Source organism: Streptomyces sp. NPDC001093, from assembly GCF_040298985.1.
Classification (GTDB): Bacteria; Actinomycetota; Actinomycetes; order Streptomycetales; family Streptomycetaceae; genus Streptomyces.
Genome location: NZ_JBEPBF010000001.1, coordinates 24,795 through 42,068, shown reverse-complemented (window position 1 = coordinate 42,068; position 17,274 = coordinate 24,795). Strand labels below are relative to the sequence as shown.

Below are 17,274 nucleotides of genomic sequence, written 5' to 3'. Positions count from 1 at the left end.
GATCGGTAAGCCCTTTCCCGTTAAGGGCACGTATCCCCAATTCGGACCAGTGGTCGACCTCGCCTACACTCGGTGCCGTGCCACGTGGTGACGGTCGACTCAATCACGATCTGCTTCCCGGCGAGAAGGGCCCCCAGGACGCTTGCGGCGTCTTCGGTGTCTGGGCTCCGGGTGAAGAGGTCGCAAAGCTCACGTACTTCGGGCTCTACGCCCTCCAGCACCGGGGTCAGGAATCCGCGGGAATCGCGGTCAGCAACGGCTCCCAGATCCTCGTCTTCAAGGACATGGGCCTGGTCTCCCAGGTCTTCGACGAGACCTCGCTCGGTTCGCTCCAGGGTCATATCGCGGTCGGTCACGCCCGCTACTCGACCACCGGCGCCTCCGTGTGGGAGAACGCCCAGCCGACGTTCCGCGCCACCGCGCACGGTTCCATCGCGCTCGGCCACAACGGCAACCTGGTCAACACGGCGCAGCTCGCCGAGATGGTCGCCGAGCTGCCCAACGACAACAACAGCCGTTCCAGCCGGGTCGCGGCCACCAACGACACCGACCTGCTGACGGCCCTGCTGGCCGCCCAGGTCGACGAGGACGGCAAGCCGCTGACCATCGAGGAGGCGGCCCACCAGGTCCTCCCGAAGGTGCGGGGCGCCTTCTCCCTCGTCTTCATGGACGAGCACACCCTCTACACCGCCCGTGACCCGCAGGGCATCCGCCCGCTGGTCCTCGGCCGCCTGGAGCGCGGCTGGGTGGTCGCCTCCGAGACCGCCGCCCTGGACATCTGCGGCGCGAGCTTCGTCCGCGAGATCGAGCCGGGCGAGTTCGTCGCCATCGACGAGAACGGCCTGCGCTCCTCCCGATTCGCGGAAGCGAAGCCCAAGGGCTGTGTCTTCGAGTACGTGTACCTGGCCCGCCCGGACACCGACATCGCCGGCCGGAACGTGTACCTCTCCCGCGTGGAGATGGGCCGCCGGCTGGCCGAGGAAGCCCCCGTCGAGGCCGACCTGGTCATAGCGACCCCGGAGTCCGGCACCCCGGCCGCCATCGGCTACGCGGAGGCCTCCGGCATCCCCTTCGGCGCGGGTCTCGTGAAGAACGCCTACGTCGGCCGGACCTTCATCCAGCCCTCGCAGACCATCCGCCAGCTGGGCATCCGCCTGAAGCTGAACCCGCTGAAGGAAGTCATCAAGGGCAAGCGCCTGGTCGTCGTCGACGACTCCATCGTGCGCGGCAACACCCAGCGGGCCCTGGTCCGCATGCTCCGCGAGGCGGGCGCCGCCGAGGTCCACATCCGGATCTCCTCGCCGCCCGTGAAGTGGCCCTGTTTCTTCGGCATCGACTTCGCCACGCGCGCGGAGCTGATCGCCAACGGCATGACGATCGAGGAGATCGGCACCTCGCTCGGCGCCGACTCGCTCGCCTACATCTCCATCGACGGCATGATCGAGGCGACCACCATCGCCAAGCCGAACCTGTGCCGCGCCTGCTTCGACGGCGAGTACCCGATGGAGCTGCCGGACCCCGAGCTGCTCGGCAAGCAGCTCCTGGAGACCGAGCTGGCGGCCGGTCCCGCCGCCACGGCCGCGGCCGACGCGATCCGTCGCCCGTAACACCCTGCAGTACGACACGAAAGCTCTCACAGTCATGTCTGAGACAACTGGTGCCAGCTACGCAGCGGCGGGCGTCGACATCGAGGCGGGCGACCGCGCGGTCGAGCTGATGAAGGAGTGGGTGAAGAAGACCCAGCGCCCCGAGGTTCTCGGCGGCCTCGGCGGCTTCGCCGGGCTCTTCGACGCCTCCGCCCTCAAGCGCTACGAGCGCCCGCTCCTCGCCTCCGCCACGGACGGCGTCGGCACCAAGGTCGACGTCGCGCGCCGCATGGGCGTCTACGACACCATCGGCCACGACCTGGTCGCCATGGTGATGGACGACATCGTGGTGTGCGGTGCCGAGCCGCTGTTCATGACCGACTACATCTGCGTCGGCAAGGTCCACCCCGAGCGTGTCGCTGCCATCGTGAAGGGCATCGCGGAGGGCTGTGTGCTCGCCGGCTGCGCCCTGGTGGGCGGCGAGACGGCCGAACACCCTGGCCTGCTGGGCGAGGACGACTTCGACGTCGCCGGGGCCGGTACGGGCGTGGTGGAGGCCGACCGGCTGCTCGGCGCGGATCGCATCCGTAAGGGTGACGCGGTGATCGCCATGGCGTCCTCCGGCCTTCACTCGAACGGGTACTCCCTGGTCCGCCACGTCCTGCTGAACACCGCCGGCCTGGCCCTGGAGACGGAGGTCCCGGAGCTCGGCCGCACCCTCGGCGAGGAGCTGCTGGAGCCCACCAAGATCTACTCGCTGGACTGCCTGGCGCTGACCCGCACCACGGACGTGCACGCGTTCTCGCACATCACCGGCGGCGGTCTCGCGGCCAACCTGGCCCGCGTGATCCCCGACGCGCTGCACGCGGTCGTCGACCGCTCCACCTGGACCCCGGGCGCGATCTTCGACCTGGTCGGGAAGACCGGGAACGTCGAGCGCCTGGAGCTGGAGAAGACCCTCAACATGGGCGTCGGCATGATGGCGATCGTCCCCGCAGAGTCCACCGAGGTGGCCCTCGCGACCCTGGCCGACCGCGGCGTCGACGCCTGGGTGGCCGGCGAGATCACCGACCGTGGCGCCAAGGAGACCGGCGCGGAGCTGGTGGGGGACTACGCGGCCTGATTCCGCGGCCGGCGACCGTGCGCACAGCACAGAAACCGGTCGGTGGCTGTGCCACCGACCGGACTGGTCACTGCAAGGTCAAGCGCCGCGACGATGCTGTTGGTGAGGATCGTTGTCGTCCTCTTCCTCGTCGTCGTCCTCGTAGAGGTCGGCGTAACGAGAGTAGAGATCGTCCTCGTCGTTCTCATCGTCCTCGAACGGCTCGCCGTTCGGCGGCTGGCTCGAAGTCGATGCGCCCAGTTCACTGGCCAGACGTGACAGGTCAGTCCCACCGCTGTTGTACTTCAGCTGGCGGGCGACCTTTGTCTGCTTGGCCTTGGCCCGGCCGCGCCCCATGGCTCGACCCCCTCGGTGACGGGGCTCGACGGCCCCAGAGTCTGACACGCGTTCATGATCCGGAACGGACCCTCCGTGGAGAGGCCGGTCCGTAGGGCTTCCACGGTACCTGAGCCCGCGCCCATACGGTACGTCGCCCGCAGCACGCGCGTGTGCACAGGACCTTCGAGGCGCCCCGTCCTCGCTGGTCAGTGGCGATTTTAACCACTTATCGGGGAACGACCCGCCGATGGAAGTGAGAGTTCTCTCGAAGTCCCCACCGGCGGGTACCGCTCACCTGTGCGACGGACTCAGTGCGCAGCGTGGCTGCCGCGAGCCTCGGCCATCCGCTGCTCGGCGATCCGGTCGGCCGCCGCGGCCGGCGGAATCCCGTCTGCCTTCGCACGTGCGAATATGGCCAGCGTGGTGTCGAAGATCTTCGCGGCCTTCGCCTTGCACCGGTCGAAGTCGAACCCGTGCAGCTCGTCGGCCACCTGGATGACCCCGCCGGCGTTCACCACGTAGTCCGGCGCGTAGAGGATCCCGCGGTCCGCGAGGTCCTTCTCCACGCCCGGGTGCGCGAGCTGGTTGTTGGCCGCGCCGCACACCACCTTGGCGGTGAGCACCGGCACGCTGGCGTCGTTCAGGGCGCCGCCCAGCGCGCAGGGGGCGTAGATCTCGAGCCCCTCGACCCGGATCAGCTCCTCGGTGTCGGCCACGGCCGTCACGCGCTCGGGGTGCTGGTCGAGGATCCGCTGGACGGCGTCCGCGCGCACGTCCGTGATCACGACCTCGGCACCCTCGTCCAGCAGGTGCTTCACCAGGTGGTGGCCGACCTTGCCGACGCCGGCGATGCCGACCTTGCGGCCGCGCAGCGAGGGGTCGCCCCACAGGTGCTGCGCGGAGGCGCGCATGCCCTGGTAGACGCCGAAGGCGGTGAGCACGGAGGAGTCCCCGGCGCCGCCGTTCTCGGGGGAGCGGCCGGTGGTCCAGCGGCACTCGCGGGCCACGACGTCCATGTCGGCGACGTATGTGCCGACGTCGCAGGCGGTGACGTAGCGCCCGCCGAGCGAGGCGACCATGCGGCCGTAGGCGAGGAGCAGCTCCTCGGTCTTGTCACGCTCCGGGTCGCCGATGATCACGGCCTTGCCACCGCCGTGGTCGAGGCCGGCCATGGCGTTCTTGTACGACATCCCGCGCGCGAGGTTGAGGGCGTCGGCGACGGCCTCGGCCTCGGTCGCGTAGGGATAGAAGCGCGTGCCGCCGAGGGCCGGGCCCAGGGCGGTGGAGTGGATGGCGATCACGGCCTTGAGGCCGCTCGCGCGGTCCTGGCAGAGCACGACCTGCTCATGGCCGCCCTGGTCCGAGTGGAACAGCGCGTGCAGGACATCAGCAGACGCGCCGGTTACGTCGGTCACTGTGGTGACTCCTGTGTACTAGCGGCGAGTGGGGCAACCGGGCCCCGTGCGGGTGGCGGGGTACCGGCTGGCATGAGCGTAGAGCCTCGGCACGACCACCGTCCGCGCAGTGTTCAGGATCACTCTCCCGCGCCGATCGTGCACGCATGTCCGTGGGACGATTTGCAGTGGTTTCGAGCCGGGTCCGATGGGGAGGGAGCAGGCGTGCCGAAGGTGTCCTCCGTGGTCGTCCCCTATGCCGCGTACCTGCGCGTGTACGAGCCGCTGGGCGCCTTCCCGGAGCCGGAGCGCAGCCACTGGGCGCGCTACGCACGCCGCTCCGACCGCCCCTCGTACCAGGACGAACTGCGCCGCTCCCTGGCCGACTTGCTGCCCACCCCGCCGGTCGTGGTGCCGGTGCACGAGAGCAGCGACGCCTTCGTGACGGAGGTCGACGGCGTGGTCTGCGTGTGCCCCTGGCGGACCCGGCTGCGCGGCTGGCAGGCGCTCGGCGAGCTGGCCGAGGAGCTTCCGGCGCCGGTCCTGGACGCGGTGCTGCCCCCCGTCGTACGGCGCCAGGCCGCCCAGGACTACGAGCGCTGGCTGACCCGCAACCCCGACGCCCGCCCGTGGATCCGTACGGCGACCTGGCAGGTGCCGCTGAACTGGTTCGTGCTGGTCTCCGACGAGGAGCGGCGCTACGAGAAGGGCACCGCCGAGGTGCCGCCCCTGCTGCGCTACCGCACGCCGATGGTGCAGGCCCGGCGGCGGGTGGCGCGGGCGCTGCGCACGCTGAAGGACGCCGTCGAGGAAGGGCCGCTGATCGACGGCCTGGTGGACGTCGGCCGCTGGCTGGAGGAGTTCCATCCGCGCTCGCTGGTGGAGCTGGACTACGGCGGCCTGGTGCATGTGCTGTCGGCGGGCGAGCTGGAGGGCGACCACTCGGCGGCGGACGTGGCCGAGGGGATCCAGGCGCTGCGGCGGGGCGACGGGGCGGCGGCAGGAGAGGCCTATGTGCGGCTCGTGGAGCGGTGGCGGGCGGTCCGGGATCGGCGCTCGGCGAACTGAGGTTCCCGAATCCCTCAGGAGTGACGTACGTCACGGCTCGAACGGCGTCGAACGGCGTACGGTCTAGGCCACTTGACCATGTGACGGGACGTTGGTCCCGATCTGGACTTTTGCCCCAAGGGTGATGGACGGCACTTACGCGGCTCTTGCGTCGCTTACCGCTCCTCATGCCAAAATAGGACAAGGAGTCCGGGGAGGGCTCCGTCCGTCCAACTGTGCTCCATTGTGGGCGGAATCTCGGCATTGCCTGCTTTGGGGGGTCTTGTGGCTCCTGATCGTCCTGTGACTGATCGTCACAGTGGCGTGACTGTCCGCTATGGCATGGTCCATCGGCTTCCGTCGCTGATGAACACCTGGGAGGGCAATTCCATCGGTTTGGCCGACGCGGCTGGACAGATGGTGTAGTTGTAGTGCCGAGGACAAGCCGTTCGTCCTATAACCGACTCGACTCGCGTCCGCCATTTCGGGCAACGCGGGTCAAGGTGCAGAATTTAGAGGAAAGAACCGAGAAGGTTCGGTTCTCCCGAGGAGGCCGCTCATGACCGCTCGCACCCCTGATGCCGAGCCGCTGCTGACCCCGGCTGAGGTCGCCACGATGTTCCGCGTCGACCCGAAGACGGTCACGCGGTGGGCGAAGGCCGGCAAGCTCACTTCCATCCGTACGCTCGGCGGGCACCGCCGCTACCGCGAGGCCGAGGTCCGCGCACTGCTCGCGGGCATCCCGCAGCAGCGCAGCGAGGCCTGAACAACCGAATACCGGGCAATCCGGCAGGTCCCCCAACCGGCCGAGGCGCCCGAACCCTAGCTTCAAGCGACGCGGGATCTGCCCCAACAGGCCCCTCGCCCAAGCCGAAGAGAACGTTGTAGGCAGCGACACAGGGTGCGTCGTGGATCGCGCTGGACTCCGCCGGGTCCAGCGCGATCTTTTTTGTGCGCTGGCCGGGATGTGGATGGGCCGCTGTGAGCGGGCTTGTCGGAGTCTGCGCATGGCTGTCGCCATCGCTGTGCGTGACCCATGAGGGGGGTGCAATTGCACATATTAAATTGACCTGTTGTAGGACAGGGGTAAGTACCGCCCTTTTAAAAACTCATGCGGTGACTCCCGTCACATGCCCCGGCGGTTGTTGCCGACGGCAGGGGTGCGCTAGTGGAGCGGCCGGTCTCCAGCGTCCCACGCGGGCAGGGGTGTTGGGGCCGGCGTCGGTCATGCGCTGCGGGGACTTTCGTCCTCGGCCTCCTCGTCGCTCGCTTCGGGGACCCGGGTGCCGGCGTCCATCGCCAGCCGCAGCAGGTGGTGACAGACGGGGCAGTGGCGGGTGAGATGCCGGTAGGACGAGGCGGCCGCCAGATGAGCCCTCAGCAGCGCCCGCGTCTCGTGCCTGACCGATGCCGCCATACGCCACCTCCGCGGACCGCACAGGGGAACGGGCCCTGTCTTCTGGGTACCGACGGAATGTGACGCCGTCAAGGGAGCGGGGTGGCTCCGCCGGTTCGGCGGCTTCCCCGGGTGCCCCGACCGGCTCCCGCTGTGGACTGCCGCCCCCCGGCCCCCGCAACGGCCCTGAACGGGCCTTGTCCTCAAGCGCCGGACGGGCTGGAGGCGGACCGGCACCGAGCGGCCAAGGGGACGTGCCGACATGCGGAAGGGCCCGCATCCGTTGCCGGATGCGGGCCCTTCGTTCATGCGGTCCTGACGGGATTTGAACCCGCGGCCTCCACCTTGACAGGGTGGCGAGCACTCCAAACTGCTCCACAGGACCAGGTTTCGCGGCGCTTGGCTCGTGCACTGCGCTGCGAGAAGAGACTGTACAGGAGGTGAGCCCGCCTGGTCGAACTCACTCTCTGTGTCCGGACGGCTACGGCGCGGCCGCGTCGATCGCCTTCACGATCCGCTTGTCGGATACGGGGTACGCGGTGCCGAGGGCGTGGGCGAAGTAGCTGACCCGCAGCTCCTCGATCATCCAGCGGATGCCCAGGACCGAGGAGGGGACCGGGCGGCCCTTGGGGAGCTGTTCCAGGAGCCAGGCGTACTCGTCCTGCATCTCGTGGACCTTCTCCATGCGCGTGGTGTCCCGCTGGACGTTCGTCGGCATCTGCTGCAGGCGCCGGTCCGCGGCCACCAGGTAGCGCATCAGGTCGGGCAGGCGCCGTATGCCCGCCCAGGTGACGAATCCCGGCTTCACCAGGGCGTCCAGCTGCCTGCGTACGTCCGTCAGGTTCGCCAGCAGGGCGGGGCTGCGCACGGCCTTCAGGCGCCGCTCACAGGCCTGCCAGGCGGCCAGCACCTGCTGCACCTGGGCGACCGTACGGACCGTCGTGTCGACGATCTCCGCGCGCACCTTGTCGTACAGCTTCCGGTACGACTCCTCGTCCCAGGCCGGACCCCCGAAGTCCGCGATCAGCTTGTCGGCCGCCGCCATCGCGCAGTCGTCGAACAACGCCTGCACGGAGCCGTGCGGGTTCGCGGAGAGCGCCAGCTTCTGGGCGTTCGTCAGCTTCTCGGACGCGAACTTCGCCGGGTTCACCGGGATGTTGCGCAGGATCAGGCGCCGGGTGCCCTTCCACATGGCCTCGGCCTGCTCGTCCTCCGTGTCGAAGAGTCGGACGGAGACGGTGTCGCCGTCGTCCACGAGCGCCGGGTAGGCCTTGACCGGCTGGCCGGCCCGGCGGGTCTCGAAGACCCGGGTGAGGGTGCCGATCGTCCAGTCGGTCAGGCCCTTGCGCTCCAGGGACTCGCCGCCCTCGCGGGACGCGGTCGCCGCCGCGGCCTGGGACAGGGCCTGCCTCGCCTTCGGCTTCAGCCTGAGCTTCAGCGCCTCCAGGTCCTTGTCCTCGGCCAGCTTCCGGCGCCGCTCGTCGACGATCCGGAAGGTGATCTTGAGGTGGTCGGGGACCCTGGACCAGTCGAAGTCCTCGGCCTCGAAGGGGACGCCGACCATACGCTTCAGCTCGCGGGCCATCGTCACCGTCAGCGGCTCCTGCAGGGGCACCGCCTTCTCCAGGAAGGCCTTGGCGTAGTTCGGCGCGGGCACGTAGTGACGGCGGATCGGCTTCGGGAGCGAGCGGATCAGCTCCGTCACGACCTCCTCGCGCAGACCCGGGATCTGCCAGTCGAAGCCCTCGTCGGTGACCTGGTTGAGCACCTGCAGCGGGACGTGGACCGTGACGCCGTCCGCGTCCGCGCCCGGCTCGAACTGGTAGGTCACCGGGAACTTCAGCGGTCCCTGCCGCCAGGAGTCCGGGTAGTCGGCCTTGGTGACCGCCTCCGCCGACTCCCGGATCAGCATCTCCCGCTCGAAGTCCAGGAAGTCCGGCTGCTCGTGGCGCTTGTGCTTCCACCAGGAGTCGAAGTGCGCGCCGGACACGACGTGCTCGGGCACCCGCTGGTCGTAGAAGTCGAAGAGCGTCTCGTCGTCGACCACGATGTCCCGGCGCCGCGCCCGGTGCTCCAGCTCCTCGACCTCGCTGAGGAGTCTGCGGTTGTCGGCGAAGAACTTGTGGTGCGTGCGCCAGTCGCCCTCCACGAGCGCGTTGCGGATGAACAGCTCGCGACTCGTCTCCGGGTCGACACGGCCGTAGTTCACCTTGCGCTGGGCGACGATCGGGACGCCGTACAGCGTGACCTTCTCGTACGCCATCACGGCCGCCAGGTCCTTCTCCCAGTGCGGCTCGCTGTACGTCCGCTTCAGGAGGTGCTCGGCGAGCGGCTCGACCCACTCGGGCTCGATCTTCGCGTTGACCCGCGCCCAGAGCCGGCTCGTCTCCACCAGCTCGGCCGACATCACGAACTTGGGCTGCTTCTTGAACAGCGCCGAACCCGGGAAGATCGCGAACTTGGCGCTGCGGGCGCCCAGGTACTCGTTCTTGTTGCCGTCCTTCACGTCCTTCATCCCGACGTGGGAGAGGAGGCCGGCGAGGAGCGAGATGTGGACGCGCTCGGCGGGGGCGTCCTCCTCGCTGAGGTGGATACCCATCTGCTTGGCGACCGTGCGCAGCTGGGTGTAGATGTCCTGCCATTCGCGAATGCGCAGGAAGTTCAGGTACTCCTGCTTGCACATCCGGCGGAAGGAACTGGAGCCCCGCTCCTTCTGCTGCTCGCGGACGTACCGCCACAGGTTGAGGTAGGCGAGGAAGTCGCTGGTCTCGTCCTTGAAGCGGGCGTGCTGCTGGTCGGCCTGGGCCTGCTTGTCGGCGGGGCGCTCGCGCGGGTCCTGGATGGACAGCGCGGCCGCGATGACCATGACCTCGCGGACACAGCCGTTCCGGTCGGCCTCCAGGACCATGCGGGCCAGGCGCGGGTCGACGGGCAGCTGGGCCAGCTTGCGGCCGGTGTCGGTGAGGCGCTTGCGCGGGTCCTTCTGCGCGGCGTCGAGCGCGCCCAGCTCCTGCAGCAGCTGCACGCCGTCGCGGATGTTGCGGTGGTCCGGCGGGTCGATGAAGGGGAACTTCTCGATGTCGCCGAGGCCGGCCGCGGTCATCTGGAGGATGACGGAGGCCAGGTTCGTACGCAGGATCTCCGCGTCCGTGAACTCCGGGCGGGCGAGGAAGTCGTCCTCGGAGTACAGGCGGATGCAGATGCCGTCGCTGGTCCGGCCGCAGCGGCCCTTGCGCTGGTTCGCGCTGGCCTGGGAGACCGGCTCGATGGGCAGCCGCTGCACCTTGGTGCGGTGGCTGTAGCGGCTGATCCGGGCGAAGCCGGGGTCGATGACGTACTTGATGCCGGGGACGGTGAGGGACGTCTCGGCGACGTTGGTGGCCAGAACGATCCTGCGCCCGGTGTGCGGCTGGAAGACCCGGTGCTGCTCGGCGTGCGAGAGCCGGGCGTAGAGGGGCAGGATCTCGGTGCCCTGCCAATCAGCGCCTCCGGCGCGGGGGTACTTCTTCTCCAGGGCGTCCGCCGTGTCCCGGATCTCACGCTCACCGGAGAGGAAGACGAGGATGTCGCCCTGGCCTTCGGCCCGGAGTTCCTCGACCGCGTCGCAGATCGCGGTGATCTGGTCCCGGTCGGCGTCGTCCGAGTCCTCCTCCAGGAGCGGCCGGTAGCGCACCTCCACGGGGTACGTACGGCCGCTGACCTCGATGATCGGGGCGTCGCCGAAGTGCCGGGAGAAGCGCTCGGGGTCGATCGTCGCCGAGGTGATGACGACCTTGAGATCCGGCCGCTTCGGCAGCAGCTGGGCGAGGTAACCCAGCAGGAAGTCGATGTTGAGGGACCGCTCGTGCGCCTCGTCGATGATGATCGTGTCGTAGGCGCGCAGCTCGCGGTCGGTCTGGATCTCGGCGAGCAGGATGCCGTCCGTCATCAGTTTGATGAAGGTGGCGTCCGGGTTCACCTGGTCGGTGAACCTCACCTTCCAGCCGACGGACTCGCCGAGGGGCGTCCTCAGCTCCTCCGCCACGCGCTCGGCGACGGTACGGGCGGCGATACGCCGGGGCTGGGTGTGCCCGATCATGCCGCGTACGCCGCGCCCCAGCTCCAGACAGATCTTCGGGATCTGCGTGGTCTTTCCGGAACCGGTCTCACCGGCCACGATGACGACCTGGTGATCGCGGATGGCCGCCGCGATCACGTCCTTCTTCTGGCTGACCGGCAGCTGTTCCGGATAGCCGATGGAGGGCACACGGGAGCGGCGCTCGGCCATGCGGGCCTCGGCCTTGCCGACCTCCGCCTCGATCTCGGCGAGGACGGCGGCGCGGGCCTCCGGCTTACGGATCTTGCGCGCGCCCTCGAGCCGCCGGCCGAGCCGATGCGCGTCGCGCAGGGACAACTCGGACAGACGGGGGGCGAGGGTGCCGAGAGCGGGGGCGGGATGCGTAGACATACGCGATCCAGGATCTCACCCCGCCCGAAAAACACGCGAACGATTTGCCCGCGGTGTTCAGAGGGTGCGCCGGGCCGGCGGTGCGACGGCCTTGCTGCCCAGGTAGGCGGTGGTCGTGCCGCTGACCCCGGTGCCCTGACTCATCGTCCCCCGCCTCGCAGCTCGGCGATCCGCGCATCCACCTGCGTACGGTCGTACCCGCGCCGGGCGATGTCGAAAGCGGGTGGCGCCTCCGGTGCCGTACCCGCGGCCAGAACGGCCAGGTAGGCGTCCACCTGGGCGCGGTCATAACCACGCCGAGCGATGTCGAAACCCTGGAAACCCGGGAAACCCTGGAAGTCGTCTGCCACGCATGCCCCCCTACGACGAAGGCCCCGTTCGCTGAACGGGGCCTTCTGGCTGTGGCTGGGGCCGGGGTCGAACCGGCGACCTTCCGCTTTTCAGGCGGACGCTCGTACCAACTGAGCTACCCAGCCACGGTGTTTCACGTGAAACACCAGCGGTCCTGACGGGATTTGAACCCGCGGCCTCCACCTTGACAGGGTGGCGAGCACTCCAAACTGCTCCACAGGACCAAGCGTGCGTGCAACAGTGTCGCACACGGTATTGCGTGCCCCCAACGGGATTCGAACCCGTGCTACCGCCTTGAAAGGGCGGCGTCCTAGGCCGCTAGACGATGAGGGCTATCGGCCCGCCTGGGCGCTTCTCAGCGCGTCGGGGACGTGAGAAGCATATGGGATGGCGGGGAGGATCGCCAAAACGGTTTACGGCGAGGGGGCGGACGAGGCGGGGGAAGCGGGGGACGAGGTGCCCGGGGAGGGGGTGGTCCTCGGCCGGTTCTCGTCCGACAGATGGCGGCTGACCTCGGCCGTCGCCTCGCCCAGCCCGCCCAGTTTGATCGCGTCCCAGGCCTGGAGACGGTGGCTGTGGCGGTCGAAGTAGAGGATCGAGGCCTCGATGGGGGCGGGGTACGCGCGTTCCAGTGCCCGCAGCCCGCTTCCGCCCGTGGAACCCTCCATGCGCAGCCGGGTGCCGTAGGGCAGCATCTCGTCCCCCTCGTGGTGCAGATGGCCGCACAGCACCAGCGGCACCACGCCGTCCGTCTCGCGGGCCGCCGACGGCTCGTGGGCGATCGCCACATCGACCGGGGTGCCGGCCGCCCGCTGGTCGCGCAGGGCGCTGGCCAGCCGGTCTCCCGCAAGCCGCTCGGCCGCGTCCCCGCCGGGCACCACCGAGCGGTCGGGGGTGAACTGCGGGTCCCCGATGCCCGCGAAACGCAGTCCCGCGACCGTCTGCGCCCGGCCGTCGTCCAGGACGTGCACGTTCTTCATGCGCTCCAGATAGCGCTGGGTGGTCCGGGAGTCATGGTTGCCCCGCACCCAGACGTACGGCGCGCCCAGGTCCCGGACCGGGTCCAGGAAGCCGTTCTCCGCCGCCGTACCGTGGTCCATCGTGTCGCCGGAGTCGACGATCACGTTCACCTTGTACTGGTCCACCAGCGAGGCGATGATCTTCCAGCTCGCCGGGTTGAGATGGATGTCCGACACGTGCAGGACCCGGATGGTGGAGGGGTCCGGCTGGTAGGCCGGGAGCGTGGAGGTGACGTCGTAGAGCTTCGTCACGTTCGTCACCAGGCGGGCCAGCTCCTTCTGGTAGACGTCTAACTCCGTGACGATGCTGCGCGCGTTGCCGACCACCGCCGGTGCCGAGGTGAGCAGCCCGGAGAACTTCGGCTCGAGGATCGACTTCGGGTTCCAGGTGGCGTACGCGCTCGCCCCGGACGCGGCCAGCAGGGCCAGAGCGAGGCCGCCGGCGGCCAGGGAGCGGCGGGGGGTGCGGTAGACGGCGAGGCCGAGGGCCGTGGCGCCGGCGACCACGGCGACACAGGAGCGCACGGCCAGGTCCAGCGTGCCGTGCTCGACGTCCCTGGCGACCTCGTCCTGGAGGCCGGAGATCCGCTCGGGGTGGTCCACCAGGGCCTGGGCGCGGAGTGCGTCCAGCTGGTCCACGTTGACGTCCAGGCGGACCGGTGCCACATGGCTGTCCAGGGTGAGCGCGCCCAGCGGCGAGACGTTGATCTTCGTGCCGCCGGTGAGCGACGGGCGCAGCGCCATCGTCGTGTTCATCGGCCCGACCGGGGCCCGTACATTGCCGACGATCAGCAGGCCCAGCCAGGCGCCGACGAGGACCACGGCCGTCAGGCCGAGGGCGCGGAGCCAGGGATGGGGGCGGGCGGCGAGTTCCAGGGCGGGGAGCGGGCGGGCACCGCGACGGGCAGGGTGCGTTCGGCTCGTCGCGGGGCGCAGGCGGTTCGTCATCGTGCGGAGGGCTGCGACAGGGACGCGGACCATTGGTGCCGTATGCCCAAGTACGGGGGCGGATATGCGGTGCCGCACCACTCTCGTACGGGCCCTCGTACCGGACAATGACCATGTGCTGGAGATGACGCGCGAGGAGTTCGAGGAACTGGTCGCCGAGGCGCTCGACCGGATCCCGCCGGAGCTGATGCGGCTCATGGACAACGTGGCGGTGTTCGTGGAGGACGAACCGCCCGCCGACGACCCCGAGCTGCTCGGACTGTACGAGGGCACGCCGCTGACCGACCGGGGCGAGTGGTACGCGGGCGTGCTGCCGGACCGGATCACCGTCTACCGCGGGCCCACACTGCGGATGTGCGACTCCCGCGAGGACGTCGTCGCGGAGACCGAGGTGACCGTGGTGCACGAGATCGCCCACCACTTCGGCATCGACGACGCACGGCTGCACACCCTCGGCTACGGGTGAGCGCCCCGCCCCTGGGTGAGCGCCGGTGCGAACGCGGCGCGTGTCCTCTTGCGGGCGGCGGGAGTTGGGGAGGTTGACTTCTTTCCTTGCCTCCGGAGGTGGCCGCCGTGCGCCCCTTGTCCGTACCCGTCCGGCTCACCGTCACGGTGCTGGCCCTCGCCGCTGCCGCCGGCTGTGTGAACGTGGGTGACGACGCGGGCCCGGCCAGGCGCTCGCACTCGGCGGGGCGGCACGGCGGCGAGGCGCCCGACGGCGGCCCGGTGCACGGCGCCGGAGGTTTCGGCGGGCACGACGGCGCGGCCGACGACGGCAAGCACGAGCACGGCGGCAAGAAGAAGCCGGGAGAGAAGTCGGCCTCCCCGTCGGCCACCGCCCCGTCCGGCAAGGTCAGCTCGCCCGTGGCCCCCGCGCAGCCCGGCGGGCCCGGCCGGACCGTCGACCCCGGCGGCCCGGCGCCGAGCAATGCCCCGCCGACGCCGACGGCCACCTCCGCCCCGCCCGAGCCGCCCGCCTCCAGCCCGCCGCCGGCGACCTCCGAGCCCCCGTCGGCCGAGCCGTCCTCCTCGGCCCACCAGGCGACGGGAACGCAGCTCGTCCAGCGCGAACCGGCACCGGAGCCCGGGGCGGGCGTCGGTTCGTGATCTCGGCACCTGGTCCCCGGGTGTGGTCGCCGGGGCACGGCGATGCGGCTCACCTGCGGAAACGGAGCCAGTTTGCGTTCAGGGGTGGTGGGTGCGTATGGTGGTAGATCGTTTGATCCCATTTGCCCGGCGCCACCACAGAGCGCGCCGTGTGGCGCGTACTCTCCTTTGCCGTGGCGGACCGCATCGAGGCGGTCGTGAGCGAATCACGGAGTTGACGGGCGCGTGCCGACGAGACTCCGGAAGGTTTCGCATTCGCATGTCCGTGTCCAGTACTGATCAGTTCGTCGTGTCCGAGAACGAGTTCAACGAGCTCAGCGAGCTCGACAAGGAGCTCGCCGACGCGACGGCCGAGATCACCGAGGCCCCCGAGGCCGCTGACACCACCCCCCAGACCACCTTCGCCGACCTCGGCCTGCCCGAGGGCGTCGTGCGCAAGCTCGCGCAGAACGGCGTGACGACCCCCTTCCCGATCCAGGCCGCGACCATCCCGGACGCCCTGGCCGGCAAGGACATCCTCGGCCGTGGCCGCACCGGCTCCGGCAAGACCCTCTCCTTCGGTCTGCCGACCCTGGCCCAGCTGGCCGGCGGCCGCACCGAGAGGAAGCGGCCCCGCGCCGTCATCCTCACCCCGACCCGCGAGCTGGCCATGCAGGTGGCCGACGCCCTCCAGCCGTACGGCGACGTCGTCGGCCTGAAGATGAAGGTCGTCTGCGGCGGCACCTCCATGGGCAACCAGATCTACGCCCTGGAGCGCGGCGTCGACATCCTCGTCGCCACCCCGGGCCGCCTGCGCGACATCATCAACCGCGGCGCCTGCTCCCTCGAGGACGTGCAGATCGCCGTCCTGGACGAGGCCGACCAGATGTCCGACCTGGGCTTCCTGCCCGAGGTCACCGAGCTGCTCGACCAGGTCCCGGCCGGCGGCCAGCGCATGCTCTTCTCCGCCACGATGGAGAACGAGATCCAGACCCTCGTCGACCGCTACCTGAACAGCCCCGTCTCCCACGAGGTGGACGCGGCCCAGGGCGCGGTGACGACCATGTCGCACCACATCCTCATCGTGAAGCCCAAGGACAAGGCGCCGGTCACCGCCGCGATCGCCTCCCGCAAGGGCCGCACGATCATCTTCGTCCGCACCCAGCTGGGCGCCGACCGCGTCGCCGAGCAGCTGCGCGACGCCGGTGTGAAGGCCGACGCGCTGCACGGCGGCATGACCCAGGGCGCCCGTACCCGCACGCTGGCCGACTTCAAGGACGGGTACGTCAACGTCCTGGTCGCCACCGACGTCGCCGCCCGCGGCATCCACGTGGACGGCATCGACCTGGTCCTGAACGTGGACCCGGCCGGCGACCACAAGGACTACCTGCACCGCGCCGGCCGTACCGCCCGCGCGGGCCGCACCGGCACGGTCGTGTCGCTCTCCCTGCCGCACCAGCGCCGCCAGATCTTCCGTCTGATGGAGGACGCCGGCGTCGACGCGGCCCGCCACATCATCCAGGGTGCCGGCGCCTTCGACCCGGAGGTCGCCGAGATCACCGGCGCCCGCTCCATGACCGAGGTCCAGGCCGAGTCCGCCGCCAACGCCGCCCAGCAGGCCGAGCGCGAGGTCACCCAGCTGACCAAGCAGCTGGAGCGCGCCCAGCGCCGTGCGACCGAGCTGCGCGAGGAGGCCGACCGGCTGGTCGCCCGCGTCGCCCGCGAGCGTGGCGAGGACCCGGACGCCGCGGTGGCCGAGGCCCAGGCGACGGCGGCGGAGGAGCTCGCGGCCGTGGCCGAGGAGCCGGCGGAGCGGGAGACCGAGCGCGAGGAGCGTCCGGCGGCTTCGGCGCCGTACGAGCGCCGGGAGCGGCGCGGCCACGACCGGGACCGGGGCTTCGACCGCGACCGCGGTGGTTACGACCGCCGTGACGACCGTGGTGACCGCGGTGGCCGTGGCTTCGAGCGTCGCGACGAGCGCCGCTCGTTCGACCGTGACCGTGCTGAGCGGGGCTTCGAGCGCCGTGAGGAGCGGGGCGACCGTGGTGGGCGGGGCTTCGAGCGCCGTGACGACCGTCGTCCGTTCGACCGTGACCGCCGTGACGACCGCGGTGGCCGTTCCTTCGACCGGGACCGTGGCGAGCGTGGCGGCCGCGGCTTCGAGCGGCGTGACGACCGCCGCGACGACCGCCGTGACGACCGCCGTGACGACCGTCGCCCGTTCGACCGCGACCGCGGTGAGCGGGGCTTCGAGCGCCGTGACGACCGCGGTGGCCGTTCCTTCGACCGGGACCGTGGCGAGCGTGGCGGCTTCCGCCGGGACGAGCGCGCCGGGCACCGGGGCAGCGACCGCCCGTTCAACCGTGACCGCCGCGACGACCGCCCGGGCTTCCGCACCGGCGGCCACGAGCGTCCCTTCGGCCGCCGTGACGACCATCGCGGCAACGGCTCCTTCGGCCGCCGCGAGGACAAGCCGCGCTGGAAGCGCAACGGCTGACGCCGGGTGAGCGCCGCCGAGTGACCTGAGAAGGGCCCGTACGACCACGTCGTACGGGCCCT

At 70.3% G+C, this 17,274-nt stretch carries 13 protein-coding genes and 4 tRNA genes; 7 read left to right on the top strand and 10 right to left on the bottom strand.

Annotated features, from left to right (window positions below):
* Positions 1-77 precede the first annotated feature (77 nt).
* Together purF and purM are read left to right on the top strand one after the other, a co-directional pair.
* Positions 78-1,607, top strand: a complete 1,530-nt coding sequence (gene purF, locus ABT288_RS00215) for an amidophosphoribosyltransferase (protein WP_351600687.1) — start codon at positions 78-80, stop codon at positions 1,605-1,607.
* A gap of 34 nt (positions 1,608-1,641) precedes the next feature.
* Positions 1,642-2,709, top strand: a complete 1,068-nt coding sequence (gene purM, locus ABT288_RS00210) for a phosphoribosylformylglycinamidine cyclo-ligase (protein WP_351600684.1) — start codon at positions 1,642-1,644, stop codon at positions 2,707-2,709.
* A 78-nt stretch (positions 2,710-2,787) separates the two neighbouring features.
* On the opposite strand, the gene ABT288_RS00205 is transcribed toward purM, so the two are convergent.
* A complete protein-coding gene (locus ABT288_RS00205) occupies positions 2,788-3,045 on the bottom strand; it encodes a DUF3073 domain-containing protein (protein WP_071380680.1) in 258 nt (85 codons plus the stop codon).
* A 290-nt stretch (positions 3,046-3,335) separates the two neighbouring features.
* Positions 3,336-4,442: a Leu/Phe/Val dehydrogenase gene (locus tag ABT288_RS00200; protein ID WP_351600681.1), complete on the bottom strand. Its 1,107-nt coding sequence runs from the start codon at positions 4,440-4,442 to the stop codon at positions 3,336-3,338.
* A 204-nt stretch (positions 4,443-4,646) separates the two neighbouring features.
* Here ABT288_RS00200 and ABT288_RS00195 point away from each other — a divergent pair, with 204 nt between their 5' ends.
* Positions 4,647-5,489, top strand: coding sequence for a DUF8083 family protein (locus ABT288_RS00195; protein WP_351600679.1), 843 nt, complete (start codon positions 4,647-4,649; stop codon positions 5,487-5,489).
* 538 nt (positions 5,490-6,027) lie between these two features.
* The gene (gene bldC, locus ABT288_RS00190; protein ID WP_003949541.1) at positions 6,028-6,234 is read left to right on the top strand and encodes a developmental transcriptional regulator BldC; all 207 of its coding nucleotides are present in this window, start codon (positions 6,028-6,030) and stop codon (positions 6,232-6,234) included.
* Between the two features lie 459 nt (positions 6,235-6,693).
* Here bldC and ABT288_RS00185 read toward each other — a convergent pair whose 3' ends face one another.
* The 8 genes from ABT288_RS00185 to ABT288_RS00150 form a co-directional block, all read right to left on the bottom strand.
* The gene (locus ABT288_RS00185) at positions 6,694-6,885 is read right to left on the bottom strand and encodes a DUF6274 family protein (protein WP_351600676.1); all 192 of its coding nucleotides are present in this window, start codon (positions 6,883-6,885) and stop codon (positions 6,694-6,696) included.
* 289 nt (positions 6,886-7,174) lie between these two features.
* Positions 7,175-7,249 (bottom strand) — tRNA-Asp (locus ABT288_RS00180).
* Positions 7,250-7,345: 96 nt separating this feature from the next.
* Positions 7,346-11,311 (bottom strand): ATP-dependent RNA helicase HrpA, encoded by a 3,966-nt coding sequence (gene hrpA / locus ABT288_RS00175; RefSeq protein ID WP_351600673.1) that lies wholly within the window; start codon positions 11,309-11,311, stop codon positions 7,346-7,348.
* A 140-nt stretch (positions 11,312-11,451) separates the two neighbouring features.
* Positions 11,452-11,661, bottom strand: a complete 210-nt coding sequence (locus tag ABT288_RS00170; RefSeq protein ID WP_351600670.1) for a DivIVA domain-containing protein — start codon at positions 11,659-11,661, stop codon at positions 11,452-11,454.
* Between the two features lie 52 nt (positions 11,662-11,713).
* Positions 11,714-11,787: transfer RNA gene (locus tag ABT288_RS00165), tRNA-Phe, on the bottom strand.
* A 24-nt stretch (positions 11,788-11,811) separates the two neighbouring features.
* Positions 11,812-11,886, bottom strand: a tRNA-Asp gene (locus ABT288_RS00160).
* A 36-nt stretch (positions 11,887-11,922) separates the two neighbouring features.
* Positions 11,923-11,995, bottom strand: a tRNA-Glu gene (locus tag ABT288_RS00155).
* Between the two features lie 80 nt (positions 11,996-12,075).
* Positions 12,076-13,629: a metallophosphoesterase family protein gene (locus ABT288_RS00150; protein ID WP_502972709.1), complete on the bottom strand. Its 1,554-nt coding sequence runs from the start codon at positions 13,627-13,629 to the stop codon at positions 12,076-12,078.
* A 115-nt stretch (positions 13,630-13,744) separates the two neighbouring features.
* Between ABT288_RS00150 and ABT288_RS00145 the strand changes: the two genes are divergently transcribed.
* The 3 genes from ABT288_RS00145 to ABT288_RS00135 all read left to right on the top strand — a co-directional run bounded on the left by ABT288_RS00145 (position 13,745) and on the right by ABT288_RS00135 (position 17,212).
* Positions 13,745-14,095: a metallopeptidase family protein gene (locus ABT288_RS00145; protein ID WP_228624376.1), complete on the top strand. Its 351-nt coding sequence runs from the start codon at positions 13,745-13,747 to the stop codon at positions 14,093-14,095.
* A gap of 107 nt (positions 14,096-14,202) precedes the next feature.
* Positions 14,203-14,736 carry a hypothetical protein gene (locus ABT288_RS00140; protein ID WP_351600663.1) on the top strand — a complete coding sequence of 178 codons (534 nt, stop codon included), beginning with the start codon at positions 14,203-14,205 and terminating at the stop codon, positions 14,734-14,736.
* Positions 14,737-14,995: 259 nt separating this feature from the next.
* Positions 14,996-17,212 (top strand): DEAD/DEAH box helicase, encoded by a 2,217-nt coding sequence (locus tag ABT288_RS00135; protein WP_351600661.1) that lies wholly within the window; start codon positions 14,996-14,998, stop codon positions 17,210-17,212.
* The last annotated feature ends 62 nt before the right edge of the window (positions 17,213-17,274 follow it).